Origin of the sequence: Kitasatospora sp. NPDC057015, assembly GCF_042673745.1 — a bacterium.
Taxonomy (GTDB): Bacteria; Actinomycetota; Actinomycetes; order Streptomycetales; family Streptomycetaceae; genus Kitasatospora.
The window spans coordinates 36,338-48,655 of sequence record NZ_JBHUSG010000056.1 but is presented as its reverse complement, the minus strand read 5'-3'; the positions used below and the strand labels follow the sequence as shown (position 1 = coordinate 48,655).

At 74.5% G+C, this 12,318-nt stretch carries 11 protein-coding genes and 1 riboswitch; of the genes, 10 read left to right on the top strand and 1 reads right to left on the bottom strand.

All coding sequences use genetic code 11. The features are described 5' to 3' along the window. Positions 1 to 162: 162 nt before the first annotated feature. The 4 genes from ACFTWP_RS35415 to ACFTWP_RS35400 all read left to right on the top strand — a co-directional run bounded on the left by ACFTWP_RS35415 (position 163) and on the right by ACFTWP_RS35400 (position 4,962). Positions 163 to 888 (top strand): hypothetical protein, encoded by a 726-nt coding sequence (locus ACFTWP_RS35415; protein WP_380269156.1) that lies wholly within the window; start codon positions 163 to 165, stop codon positions 886 to 888. After that, positions 885 to 2,771, top strand: a complete 1,887-nt coding sequence (locus tag ACFTWP_RS35410) for a protein kinase (RefSeq protein WP_380269155.1) — start codon at positions 885 to 887, stop codon at positions 2,769 to 2,771. Before ACFTWP_RS35415 ends, ACFTWP_RS35410 begins: the two co-directional genes overlap by 4 nt. A gap of 371 nt (positions 2,772 to 3,142) precedes the next feature. Continuing rightward, complete coding sequence (locus tag ACFTWP_RS35405; protein ID WP_380269154.1) at positions 3,143 to 3,814, top strand: hypothetical protein; 672 nt, start codon at positions 3,143 to 3,145, stop codon at positions 3,812 to 3,814. A 137-nt stretch (positions 3,815 to 3,951) separates the two neighbouring features. Then, positions 3,952 to 4,962, top strand: coding sequence for a MazG family protein (locus ACFTWP_RS35400; RefSeq protein ID WP_380269152.1), 1,011 nt, complete (start codon positions 3,952 to 3,954; stop codon positions 4,960 to 4,962). A 95-nt stretch (positions 4,963 to 5,057) separates the two neighbouring features. Here ACFTWP_RS35400 and ACFTWP_RS35395 read toward each other — a convergent pair whose 3' ends face one another. Beyond that, on the bottom strand, positions 5,058 to 5,495 hold the full coding sequence (locus ACFTWP_RS35395; RefSeq protein WP_380269151.1) for an SDR family NAD(P)-dependent oxidoreductase: 438 nt from the start codon (positions 5,493 to 5,495) through the stop codon (positions 5,058 to 5,060). Positions 5,496 to 5,642: 147 nt separating this feature from the next. Here ACFTWP_RS35395 and ACFTWP_RS35390 point away from each other — a divergent pair, with 147 nt between their 5' ends. The 6 genes from ACFTWP_RS35390 (at position 5,643) to ACFTWP_RS35365 (ending at position 12,047) form a co-directional block, all read left to right on the top strand. Then, a complete protein-coding gene (locus ACFTWP_RS35390; protein WP_380269150.1) occupies positions 5,643 to 6,896 on the top strand; it encodes a cytochrome P450 in 1,254 nt (417 codons plus the stop codon). A gap of 229 nt (positions 6,897 to 7,125) precedes the next feature. Then, a riboswitch (cyclic di-AMP (ydaO/yuaA leader) is annotated at positions 7,126 to 7,298 on the top strand. Positions 7,299 to 7,301: 3 nt separating this feature from the next. Next, on the top strand, positions 7,302 to 8,246 hold the full coding sequence (locus tag ACFTWP_RS35385) for a transglycosylase family protein (protein ID WP_380269149.1): 945 nt from the start codon (positions 7,302 to 7,304) through the stop codon (positions 8,244 to 8,246). 240 nt (positions 8,247 to 8,486) lie between these two features. Next, complete coding sequence (gene eno, locus ACFTWP_RS35380; RefSeq protein WP_380269148.1) at positions 8,487 to 9,773, top strand: phosphopyruvate hydratase; 1,287 nt, start codon at positions 8,487 to 8,489, stop codon at positions 9,771 to 9,773. A gap of 192 nt (positions 9,774 to 9,965) precedes the next feature. Further along, positions 9,966 to 10,451: a septum formation initiator family protein gene (locus ACFTWP_RS35375; protein ID WP_380269147.1), complete on the top strand. Its 486-nt coding sequence runs from the start codon at positions 9,966 to 9,968 to the stop codon at positions 10,449 to 10,451. Then, complete coding sequence (locus ACFTWP_RS35370; protein WP_380269146.1) at positions 10,441 to 11,106, top strand: DUF501 domain-containing protein; 666 nt, start codon at positions 10,441 to 10,443, stop codon at positions 11,104 to 11,106. The genes ACFTWP_RS35375 and ACFTWP_RS35370 overlap by 11 nt, the downstream gene beginning before the upstream one ends. Beyond that, a complete protein-coding gene (locus ACFTWP_RS35365; protein WP_380269145.1) occupies positions 11,103 to 12,047 on the top strand; it encodes an exopolyphosphatase in 945 nt (314 codons plus the stop codon). Before ACFTWP_RS35370 ends, ACFTWP_RS35365 begins: the two co-directional genes overlap by 4 nt. Positions 12,048 to 12,318 lie beyond the last annotated feature (271 nt).

Here is a 12,318-nt window from a genome sequence, read left to right as displayed (position 1 = left end):
CCGAGCCGGCCGGCCCCAGCCGGGGGCGGTGCAGGGGAGCGGACCTGGGGGCGGGCGTCGCCGGTGGCACGGAAGCCCACCGGCGCGTCAGCCCGGACGGTAGCGTGTGCGGGGTTCGCATCCTTCCTCGTGAAGCGTCGTCACCACCGTTCAGGAGCGCACATGGCAGGGCACTACCCGGGTCAGTTCGGACCGCCGGCCGGCGGTCCCGCGCCCGGTGGTGCGGCCGGGCGGCCGCCGGGACGGTTCGGCGTACCGGGGCGCGTCCTGTGCTGCCTCGCGCCGCTGCTCACCGTCGGGATCCTCGGCATCGTGCCCTCACTGCTCCTGGCGGTGCGGCGCAGGCGGGTGGCCGACGTGGTCGGCGCGGTGCTCTTCAGCCTGGTCTTCGTGGTGTTCCTGGTCAGCATCGCGCTCGCGGGCGGCAGCAAGGCCCCGAACACCGCCGACACCGTCGGGACCGTCGCCATGGTCCTGCTCTGGCTCGGTGCGCCCCTGCACTACCTGGCGATGGACCGCCGGGCGCTCTGGCCCGCCCCGGCCCAGACCCCCGGCGGCTACCCCTACCCGCCGATGCAGCAGCTGCAGCCGGTCCAGCAGGTGCAGCCCTTCCAGCAGATGCAGCCCGTCCAGCAGGTGCTGCCCGGGCAGCCGATGCCGCCGGTGCAGTCCGCCTGGTACCCGCCGCCGGCCGTCGAGGCCGACCCCTATGCCCTGGTGGCCCGCTACCGGGCCCCCGCGGCCGCCAAACCCACAGCTGCTCCCGCCCCCGCCCCCGCCCCCGCCCCCGCTCCCGCCGTCGAGAGCCCCACCTCCGGCCGGTCCGCCGACGAACTGCAGGAGCTCGGTGAACTGCTGCGCCGGCAGTCCCGCGAGGACCGGCCGTGACCGCACCGAGAGTGATCGGCGGCCGGTACCGCCTGGCGGAGAAGATCGGGCACGGCGGCATGGGGCAGGTCTGGGCGGCGTACGACGAGCGCCTGGACCGCCGGGTCGCCGTCAAGCTGCTGCACACCGACCACCTCCTTCCCGCCGGTACCGCCGAACCGCACCGCCGCAGCCGCGGCGAGGAGCTGCGCCGACGCTTCCTGCGGGAGTGCCGGATCACGGCCGCTCTCGACCACCCCGGCCTGGTCACCGTGTTCGACGCGGGGGAGGACGGCGGCGAGCTGTACCTCGTGATGCAGCGCGTCCCCGGGCTCAGCCTGGCCGACCTGATCGCCGAGGAGGCCCCCCTCCCGGTCGGCCACGCGACCGCCGTCGCCGCCCAGATCTGCGCCGCGCTGGCCGTCGTGCACGCCGTCCCGGTGGTCCACCGGGACATCAAGCCGAGCAACGTGATGGTCCGTGACGACGGCCGGGTGGTGCTGCTCGACCTCGGCATCGCCACCGCGGTGGAGGCCGACGCGACCCGGCTCACCCTCACCGGCGTGCCGATCGGCAGCCCGGCGTACATGGCCCCCGAACAGGCCCTCGCCGCCACCGCCGACGCCCGCAGCGACCTCTACGCCCTCGGCTGCCTGCTGCACGAGATGCTCTGCGGTGAGGAGCCCTTCCGGGCGCCCACCGCCCTGGGCGTCCTGCGCCGTCACGTGGACGAGCCGCCCGTCCCCCTGCGCGACCTGCGCGCGGACGTACCGGCGCCGTTGGAGGCGCTGGTCCTGGACCTGCTCGCGAAGCAGCCCGCCGACCGCCCCGCCGACGCCCAGCAGGTGTACGCGCGGTTGCTGCCCCTGCTGCCGTCGCCGCCCGGCCCGGTGCTCCAGCCGCGGTACGGCCCGGTGCCCGATCCCACCCTTCCGTTCCGCTATCCGCACCAGCCGCAGCCGGCTCCCGGTCCGGTCGGGCCGCCGCAGGCGCAGCCCGCTCCCGGCGCGCAGCAAGCCGTCGGGGCGTACGCCGCTCCCGGCGCGCCGGTGCCGGCCGGCAGCCTGCCGGCCGACGACCGGGGGACGGCAGACAACGACGACCGGGGGACGGCCGAACCGCGTCCGCTGCTGATGACCGCACTGCCCACGGCGCCCGCGCCGGTGGGCCGTCCCGCGCCGCCGCCCGCCGCGAGCGGCCGGTCGCCGCGGGCTGAACCGGCCGGAGACCTGGCGGACGCCTGCGCCGAGCTGTCCGACCTGGTCGCCGCGAAGCGTCATGCCGAGGTCATCGACCTGGCCGCGAGGCTGCTCCCGCGGGCCCGCGCCGAGCAGGGCGACGGCGCGCCGCTCGTCCGCACCATCCGCACCATCTACGCCCGGACCCTGCTGCAGGAGCGGCGCTTCCGGGACGCCCTGCCCGAGTACCTGCTGCTGGCCGGCACCGCCGAGGGCGGGCCGCACGGCCCGGCGGGGCTGGAGCACCGGTACCGGGCGGCCGGCTGCCTGGAGCAGTTGGGCCACGGTGCGGAGGCGTTGGCCGAGTACCGGGCACTGCTCGCGGCCCACTCGGCCCGGGTGGACGCCGGGCTCGACCCGGACCCCGAGCGGGTGCACGGTCTGCGCGAGCGGATCGGGCTGCTGCTCGCCGCCGGGGGTGACCCGGAGGGCGCCTGGCAGTGGTTGCTCCAGCTGCTCCTGGACCGCGAACGGCTGCTGGGCCCGCACCACCCGGACGTCCGGCGCCTGCGGCAGAGCCTCGACCAGCTCCAGCAGCACCGCCGCACGGGCCGCCCGCCGACCCCCGCGCCCACCCAGCGGCCCCCGGTGCCGCCGCCCTTCGACCCCCGTTCGGGCGGCTGGCCCGCGCCCGCCCCGGGCAACCCGTACGCGACCGGGCGCTGACCGGCCGCCGGCCTCGCTGTTCCGGCTCCCCCTCTGAGCATCCGCCCGTCCCTCGCCCGTCCGGCCCTCGCCCGTCCGCCCGTCCGCCCGTCCGCCCGTCCGCCCGTCCGTCGACCGCCGCCCGGCCCGGGGCCGCGACCGGGCCGGTGTCGCCCGTTCGGAGCAGGGTCCCCGCCCGGGGGCACCGGGCGGCCTACCCTCGGGAGCGCCCGCCGGTCCCGGTACCTCCCGCTCGTCGGGACCCCGGACCCGTCCTGCCCGCAGCAACCCGAACGGGTGCCGGCGGCGCGCCGCCCGCATCCACCGCACCGCCGGCGCCCGCCGCACCCGCCCGCATCCACCGCACCGCCCGCACCCCGGGAGGCTCCCGTATGAACCGTCGGGCCGCCGGCACGACCGCCGGCACGACCGCCGGCACGACCGTCGCCGCAGCCGCCTCCCGGCTCCGGCCGGCTGCCGCCGCCGTGCTCCTCGCGCTGCTGGCCTGCTCCTGCGGCGGCCCGGTGCAGGTCGGTACCGCGGCGGTGCTGGACGGCCGGCGCATCAGCCTCTCGGCCGTGCAGCAGCGGGCCGCCGAGCTGCGGACGGTCGCCGAGCCCTCGCCGGGGGACGCCGCGGCCGGCTCCGAGGGCCTGGCGGGCCGGGTGGTGACCCAGCTGGTCCTGGACGCCCTGGTGAGCCGGGCGCTGGCGGACCGCGGGCTGAGCCTCGACCCGGCCGAGGTGGCGGCGGCCCGCGCGGCTGACCAGGCCTGGGCGGGCGGTGCGGCGCAGCTGGAGCGGGTGCTGGCCCGTCGGGGCGTCCCGGTGGCCGAGGTGGACGACTACTACCGGCAGCAGGCGGGCATCCGGCGGCTGGCGGCGGCGCGGGGGCTGGACGCGGACACCGAGGCGGGGGACGCGGAGGTCCGCGGGGCGCTGGCGGAGGCGGCCCTCGCCCTGCACGTCCGGGTCAACCCCCGCTACGGCAGCTGGGACGCCCGGCGGGTCGCCCTGGCCCCCGACCTCCCGGACGCACCGGCGCCGACCCCGCAGCCCCGCTGATCCGGGCCCGTCCCGGGCGTCCCGCAGCCCCGCCGGCCGCCCCCGCGCCGTCGATCCGGCCGGTCGCTCGCCCCCGCGCCGCCGATCCGGCCGGGCGACCGGCCCGGCACCGGCCCCCGGCCCGGTAGGTTCGGAGCGTGACCACGCCTACGCCAGCCCCGAAGCTGATCCTGCTCACCACCACCCACCGGGTCGCTCCCGGTCTGCTGTCCTGGCCGGCCTGGGAGGCCCTGCGCGGCGCCGACCGGGTACTGGCGGCCGACCCGGCGCACCCGCAGCTGCCGGCGGTCCGCCAGGCGGGCGTCGAGGTGGAGATCGTCGAGCGCGGTACGGCCCCGGCGCTGGCCCGCCGGTTGTCCGGGGTGCCCGCACCGGTCACCGTCTGGCTGGGCAGCCCGGACGGCGACCCGGGGCTGACGGACGCCCTCGCCCGGCTCGCCGTCGAGGAGGCCGGCTCGGTGGCCGAGATCGAGCTGCTGCCCGGCTCGTACGACCTGCCCGGCGCCCGGCTGCTCGACCTGGCCTCGGTGATGGACCGGCTGCGCTCGCCCGGCGGCTGCCCCTGGGACGCCGAGCAGACCCACGCCTCGCTGGTGAAGTACCTGGTGGAGGAGGCCTTCGAGCTGGTCGAGGCGATCGAGGAGGGCGACCGGGAGACGCTGCGCGAGGAGCTGGGGGACGTCCTGTTGCAGGTGTTCTTCCACTCCCGGATCGCCGAGGAGCACCCGGAGGACCCGTTCTCGATCGACGACGTGGCGGGCGACATCGTCGAGAAGCTGATGTACCGCCACCCGCACGTGTTCGGCGACGTCGAGGCGGAGGGGACGGCCGCGGTCGAGGCGAACTGGGAGCAGTTGAAGGCGGCCGAGAAGCAACGCGAGTCGGTCCTGGACGGGGTCCCGGCCGGGCTCCCGGCGCTGGCGTACGCGGCGAAGCTGGTCTCCCGGGTGCGCCGGGCGGGCTTCACCGCCGTGCCGGACGCCCCGTACGAGCTGCCCTCGGAGCTGACGGCCCGCTCGGTGGGGCTGCTGCTGCTCGCGGTGGCCCAGCGGGCGCACGACGAGGGCGTGGACGTGGACGCCGCGCTCCGGGCGAGCGCGCGGGACTACCGCCGCGAGGTCCGGGCGGCGGAGGGTCTGGCGGACTGACCGGCCCGGCCGGGCACGGGGGCGCGCCGGACGGCGTGCCCGCGGTCGGCGGCGCGCAGCCGGGTACGGGGGCGCGGAGCGGTGGGCGCGGGCGCTCAGCCGCGCTCGGCGGTCGTCGCGGAGAGGGCGACGTCCTCGACGGGCCTGCGCTGCGCCGGGACGACCTCGCTGATCGCCTCGCCGACCAGGGCGAGCAGCTCGGCGAGCCGGTCGAGGTGGTCGGGGAGGTCGGCCAGCGAGACGATCCGCTCGCCGTCGGGCCCGGCGACGCAGAACAGGTCGATCGGGCCGAGGTGCTTCTCCGCGGTGTCGACCAGGGCGGCCACGTCGCTGGGCCGGTGGATGTCGCCGCACACCCCGACCACCGGGCAGCCCGGGCGGTCGAGGACGGCGGCGAGGTCCTCCGCCTTGTTGGGGTGCTGGTCCGCGATGAGCACCCCGGCGGCGCCGGCGGCCGTGAACCGGCGGGCCAGGTCGGCGCCCGAACCGCCGTCCAGTACCGCGATGACCACCACTGCCCCGGCTACCCGCATGGGTGCGCTCCTCCCTGTGGGCGACACCGCACCGGCGCCCACCAAAGACATGTCGGAGGATCCTAGGCACGTCACGACCCTCCGCAACAGGGATTACCCATCAGGTGACCAGACTCACGCCCGTCGGCCACCGGATACCGTCAGGACATGCCGGATCAGCCGAACCCCACCCAGCCTCCCCTCTTCACGTGGGAGTTCGCCGCCGACCCCTACCCCGCGTACGCGTGGCTGCGCGAGCACGCCCCCGTCCACCGCACCACGCTGCCGAGCGGGGTGGACGCCTGGCTGGTCACGCGGTACGCGGACGCCCGGCAGGCGCTGGCCGACGGCCGGCTCTCCAAGAACCCGGCCCACCACAGCGAGCAGGCGCACCGCACCGGGCGGGTCGGCATCCCCGGTGAGCGCAGCGCCGACCTGATGACCCACCTGCTGAACATCGACCCGCCGGACCACACCCGGCTGCGGCGGCTGGTCTCCAAGGCGTTCACGCCGCGCCGGGTGGCGGAGTTCGAGCCGCGGGTGCAGCAGCTGACCGACCGGCTGATCGACTCCTTCGCCGAGCGCGGCTCGGCCGACCTGATCCACGAGTTCGCCTTCCCGCTCCCCATCTACGCGATCTGCGACCTGCTGGGCGTCCCGCCGGAGGACCAGGACGACTTCCGGGACTGGGCGGGCATGATGATCCGGCACGGCGGGGGACCGCGCGGCGGGGTGGCCCGCGCGGTGAAGAGGATGCGCTCGTACCTGCTGGAGCTGATCCACCGCAAGCGGGCGGACCTCGGGGACGACCTGATCTCCGGGCTGATCCGGGCCAGTGACCACGGGGAGCACCTCACCGAGAACGAGGCCGCGGCGATGGCCTTCATCCTGCTCTTCGCCGGGTTCGAGACGACGGTCAACCTGATCGGGAACGGCGTGTACGCGCTGCTGCGCCACCCCGAGCAGCGGGCCCTGCTGCAGGAATCGGTGGCGGCGGGGGAGAGCGGGCTCCTCGGTACGGCGGTGGAGGAACTGCTCCGCTACGACGGTCCGGTGGAGCTGGCCACCTGGCGCTTCGCGACCCGGCCGCTGACCATCGGCGGGGTGGACATCCCGGTGGGCGATCCGGTGCTGGTGGTGCTGGCGGCGGCGGACCGCGACCCGGCGCGGTTCGCGGACGAGAACACCCTGGACATCGCTCGCAAGGACAATCCGCACCTCGGTTTCGGCCACGGAATCCACTACTGCATCGGTGCCCCGCTGGCCCGGCTGGAGGGACAGGCGGCCCTGGCCACCCTGCTCACCCGTCTGCCTGACCTGCGACTTGCGGCGGAACCGGGGGAACTGCGGTGGCGTGGTGGTCTGATCATGCGTGGACTTCGTGAACTCCCGGTCGAATTCACCCCCGAAAAGGCACCCTGACCGGCCCGTGCGAGGCTGACGGCGTGTCGGACAGACTCGCTCACAGGCGGTCAGAAGGCGCATCAATCCGGACATATGGGCGTGGTTTGTGGACGATCGGCCGACTGTCGTAATTTCCGTGTGATGTCGGCGATATGAGCTTGTGATTGATGTGAGGATCTGTCTACTCTCCCTGGAGTTCGCAGCTGCGAACCCCGTGCGCGGTACGCCGAGTCCTGCCCGCCGCGCGTCCGGGAAACCGACCAGACCCTTGGGCAGGGGCGGGGGACCCAGGATTTTCTGCCGTTCCCCACGGCTTGGGGTGAAGCCGCATCAGGCGGAAGAAGCTTTCCGCCTGGCGCGGCCGGGCCACCTCCCGGTCCGAACCCGACAGCTCACCTCGCAGGCGTGCGGAGAGGGACACCCATGCTGTTCGTTGGTAACGGACGTCACCGTCGTCGTACCCAGGCCGAGAAGGCGATCGCCGTGGCCGGCGTCGCCGGCGTCGGTCTCGCGATGCCGCTTCTCGCCGCCACCGGCGCCCACGCCGCCCCCATGTCCACCTGGGAGAAGGTCGCCCAGTGCGAGAGCGGGGGCAACTGGAGCATCAACACGGGCAACGGCTACTACGGCGGACTGCAGTTCAGCCAGAGCACCTGGAAGGCCTTCGGCGGCGACCAGTACGCCCCGCAGGCGCACCGGGCCAGCAAGGGCCAGCAGATCGCGGTGGCCGAGAAGGTCCTCGCCTCGCAGGGCCCCGGGGCCTGGCCGGTCTGCTCCGTCAAGGCCGGCCTGAGCAAGGGCGGCCCCTCGGCCCAGGTCGACACCGCGGCCACCTCCGCGGACTCGCAGACCGACCGGAGCCTGCCGGAGGCCTCCCGGTCACAGACCCGGCAGGACCGGAGCACGCAGTCGAACACGGCGCCTTCGGGCGCGGCGCAGTCCAAGTCGACCCAGTCCAAGGCGGCGAAGACGACGACGGGTCAGGGTCGCAGCTCCGACCGCGACCCGGAGTTCTCCGGCCACACCGGCTGGGACGCCGCCAACAAGGTCTTCTGGTACCAGGTCGACGGCGACTGGCACTGGACCAGCCACCAGAACGTCTTCGACCGGCACACGACCAACGAGGCCGCCGCCGAGGTCCCGGCCGCCCCGGCCCCCGCCGCCGCCCCGGCCGCGGTCACACCGGCCGCCGCGCCGGGCACCGGCCGCGACTACACCGTCCAGCCCGGCGACACGCTCGGCGCCATCGCCGGCGCCCAGGGCGTGGCCGGAGGCTGGAACGCGCTGTACGACGGCAACCGCGCCGTCGTCGGCACCGACCCGGACCTCATCCTGCCGGGCCAGGTCCTGGACCTCGGCCGGGCCTGAGACGGGAGGGCCGTACCGGACCGGTACGGCCCTTATCTCCCCTTTTATCGGTCTCTGGGTGCATCACGTGGGGCATCCAGGTGAACTACCGGTGGGTAGCCGGGCCACACGCTGAGACGGGACCTAGGTCAACGTGGCCGGGCGAGCCCGTGCGGTTAGGCTCTGGTCGTAACGACTCCGCAATCGTCCGCAGGACTCCACAACGGTCCGCGGATACCTGCTTCCGCTAGGAGATGCCTCGTGCCGTCCATTGATGTCGTCGTAGCCCGTGAGATTCTCGACTCGCGTGGCAACCCCACGGTCGAGGTCGAGGTCGGCCTCGACGACGGCAGCACCGGCCGTGCCGCTGTCCCGTCCGGCGCCTCCACCGGTGCCTTCGAGGCGCTCGAGCTGCGCGACGGCGACAAGAACCGCTACTTCGGCAAGGGCGTGGAGAAGGCCGTCCTGGCCGTCATCGAGCAGATCGGCCCGGAGCTGGTCGGCTACGACGCCACCGAGCAGCGCCTGATCGACCAGGCCATGCTCGACCTGGACGCCACCCCGGACAAGTCCTCGCTCGGCGCCAACGCCATCCTCGGCGTCTCGCTCGCCGTGGCGCACGCCGCCTCCGAGGCCTCGGACCTGCCGCTGTTCCGCTACCTCGGCGGCCCCAACGCGCACGTCCTGCCCGTCCCGATGATGAACATCCTCAACGGCGGCTCGCACGCGGACTCCAACGTCGACATCCAGGAGTTCATGATCGCTCCGATCGGCGCGGAGTCCTTCTCCGAGGCCGTCCGCTGGGGCGTCGAGGTCTACCACACGCTCAAGGGCGTGCTGAAGGAGCGCGGCCTCTCCACCGGTCTGGGCGACGAGGGCGGCTTCGCCCCGAACCTGGACAGCAACCGCGAGGCGCTCGACCTCATCGTCGAGGCCATCAAGAAGGCCGGCTACGTGCCCGGCAAGGACGTCGCGCTGGCGCTCGACGTCGCCGCCTCCGAGTTCCACAAGGACGGCGCCTACCAGTTCGAGGGCAAGGGCCTCTCCTCGGCCGAGCTCATCGACTACTACGCCGACCTGGTCGCCTCGTACCCGCTGGTCTCCATCGAGGACCCGCTGGACGAGCAGGACTGGGACGGCTGGAAGGCCATGACCGTCAAGCTCGGCGACAAGGTGCAGCTGGTCGGCGACGACCTGTTCGTCACCAACCCCGTCCGCCTGGCCAAGGGCATCGAGACCGGCACCGCCAACGCGCTGCTGGTGAAGGTCAACCAGATCGGCTCGCTCACCGAGACCCTGGACGCCGTCGAGCTGGCCCAGCGCAACGGCTACCGCTGCATGATGTCGCACCGCTCCGGCGAGACCGAGGACGTCACCATCGCCGACCTCGCCGTCGCCACCAACTGCGGCCAGATCAAGACCGGCGCCCCGGCCCGCTCCGAGCGCGTCGCCAAGTACAACCAGCTGCTGCGCATCGAGGAGATCCTCGACGACGCCGCCGAGTACGCGGGCCGCGGCGCGTTCCCGCGCTACAAGTACGAGGGCTGACCCCGCCGCGAGGGCGGACGCCCTCGCTCGTGGGGCCCGACGACCCTCGGGCGCACGGCCGGGACCTCCGGGAACGGGGGTCCGGAGCCGTCGAGTCCGCGGGCTGACACACGGCCGCTGCACCGGTGCCCCGGCTCTCACCCCGTAGGGTGGGGGCCGGGGCACCGGCACGACCAGGAGGGGTAACGGGAGATGGCAGGCTGGAGGATTCCTGGCTTCGCGGCGCGTCCGCGGTTCACGAGCCGGGCGACCGTCCTCGTCCTGGTGCTCTGCTCCCTGGTGGCGATCCTCGCCTACCCCACCCGCCAGTTCATCTCCCAGCGCTCGGAGATCTCCGCCCAGCGCGCCAAGGCCGAACACGCCCGGCAGCAGGTCGAACAGCTCCGCCGGGAGAAGGCCCGCTGGCAGGACCCGGAGTTCGTCAAGGCGCAGGCCCGGGCCCGGCTGCACTACGCGATGCCGGGGGAGACCCCGTTCATCTCGGTGGACCCGGCCGCGGCCGGAACCACCGCCCCCTCCGCGGCCGGTGCCGGCGCCGCCGGCCCGGTGAAGGCCGCCAAGCCCTGGTACGCGAGCGTCTGGGACTCCGTCGACGCCGCCGACGCCGACCCGGCCGCCCTGGCCCCGCCCGCCCCCGCCCCTGCCCCCGCTAGAGACAGCTCTCCCCATGACCACTGAGAACACCCCCTCCGCCCCCGACGCCACCCCCGGTGCCACCGTCGCGGACTCCGACGTCGCGGCGATCGCCGCCCAGCTCGGCCGGGTCCCGCGCGGTCTGCGCGGTGTCGCCCACCGCTGCCCGTGCGGCAATCCCGACGTCGTCGAGACCGCCCCCCGGCTCGCGGACGGCACGCCGTTCCCGACCCTCTACTACCTGACCTGCCCCAAGGCCGCCTCGCTGATCGGCACCCTGGAGGCCGACGGCGTGATGAAGGATCAGACGGCCCGGCTCGCCGAGGACCCGGAGCTCGCCGCCGCCTACCAGAAGGCGCACGAGGACTACATCGCGCGCCGTGACGCGATCGAGGTGCTGGAGGGCTTCCCGAGCGCCGGCGGCATGCCGGACCGGGTGAAGTGCCTCCACGTGCTGGTCGGCCACTCGCTGGCGGCCGGCCCGGGCGTCAACCCGCTCGGCGACGAGGCGATCGGGATGCTGGAGGACTGGTGGGCCAAGGGCCCGTGCGTCTCCGCCGCCGAGGTGGCCGAGAGCGCGGCCAGGGTCGCCGAGCAGCGGGCCACGGCCGAGGACCACGCGGCCGTGATCGCCGCCAAGGAGCAGCTGGCCGCAGAGCGCGCGGCGAAGAAGCGCGCGGCCGAGGAGGAGGGCGCATGAGCACCACCCGGGTGGCCGCGATCGACTGCGGGACCAACTCGATCCGGCTGCTGGTCGCCGACCTCGACCCGGAGACCGGCGAGATCACCGACCTGGACCGCCGGATGATCATCAACCGGCTCGGCCAGGGCGTCGACCGCACCGGCCGGCTCGCCCCCGAGGCCCTGGAACGGACCTTCGCGGCCTGCCGCGAGTACGCCGCGGTGATCGCCGAGCACGGGGTCGGCCCGGACCGGATCCGCTTCGTGGCGACCAGCGCCTCGCGGGACGCCGAGAACAGCGACGAGTACACCAGGGGCGTCCGGGAGATCCTGGGCGTGGCACCCGAGGTGGTGAGCGGGGACGAGGAGGCGCGGCTCTCCTTCGTCGGCGCGACCAAGGAGCTGACCGGCGGCCAGTTCCCGGCGCCCTACCTGGTCTTCGACCTCGGGGGCGGCTCCACCGAGTTCGTCCTGGGCGAGGACGACGTGCAGGCCGCCCGCTCGGTCGACATCGGCTGCGTCCGGCTGACCGAGCGGCACTTCGCCGGGGCCGAGCTGCCGACCCTGGGGCAGATCTCCGCCGCCAAGAAGCACATCAGGGGCGAGCTGGACAAGGCCGCCGAGGTCGTCCCGCTGACCGGCGCGGCGACCCTGGTCGGCCTGGCCGGCACGGTCACCACGGTGTCCGCGATCGCGCTGGAGCTGCCCGAGTACGACTCGGAGCGGATCCACCACTCGCGGATCTCGCGCGACCGGGTGGCGGAGATCGCCGGCCGGCTGCTGGCCTCCACCCACGCCGAGCGGGCGGCGATCCCGGCGATGCACCCGGGGCGGGTGGACGTGATCGCGGCCGGCGCGCTCGAACTGCTGGAGATCATGGGACGGACGGGCGCCGACGAGGTGGTCGTCAGCGAGCACGACATCCTGGACGGCATCGCCTGGAGCATCGCCCGGGCCTAGGCCCTGTCGTGCCCGCTCGCCCCCTGCGGGGCTTACGGATCCGGCCCCGGAGCGCCCGTTCGGCGCCCGGGGCCGCGCCGCGCCCGGGGCTCCGCGAGAAACTTCGTGAATTTCTTCACATGGCGATCCGGTCATTCGGTGCACTCAGGGGTCCGCTACGTCCGATATGTGGGACCGAAGGTCGTCCGTGGAGGCTGACCGCTGGTTCGCAGGTGGTCTCCTGCTCCGGCGGTGGAATCCCAATGCGGAGCCGGGAACCCAACTGCCACAC

Bases quoted from the DNA above. Each gene is read 5' to 3' on its own strand.
- ACFTWP_RS35415 (WP_380269156.1), top strand. From the start codon at position 163: ATGGCAGGGCACTACCCGGGTCAGTTCGGACCGCCGGCCGGCGGTCCC.
- ACFTWP_RS35405 (WP_380269154.1), top strand. From the start codon at position 3,143: ATGAACCGTCGGGCCGCCGGCACGACCGCCGGCACGACCGCCGGCACG.
- ACFTWP_RS35395 (WP_380269151.1), bottom strand. From the start codon at position 5,495: ATGCGGGTAGCCGGGGCAGTGGTGGTCATCGCGGTACTGGACGGCGGT.
- ACFTWP_RS35390 (WP_380269150.1), top strand. From the start codon at position 5,643: ATGCCGGATCAGCCGAACCCCACCCAGCCTCCCCTCTTCACGTGGGAG.
- ACFTWP_RS35385 (WP_380269149.1), top strand. From the start codon at position 7,302: ATGCTGTTCGTTGGTAACGGACGTCACCGTCGTCGTACCCAGGCCGAG.
- ACFTWP_RS35375 (WP_380269147.1), top strand. From the start codon at position 9,966: ATGGCAGGCTGGAGGATTCCTGGCTTCGCGGCGCGTCCGCGGTTCACG.
- ACFTWP_RS35370 (WP_380269146.1), top strand. From the start codon at position 10,441: ATGACCACTGAGAACACCCCCTCCGCCCCCGACGCCACCCCCGGTGCC.
- ACFTWP_RS35365 (WP_380269145.1), top strand. From the start codon at position 11,103: ATGAGCACCACCCGGGTGGCCGCGATCGACTGCGGGACCAACTCGATC.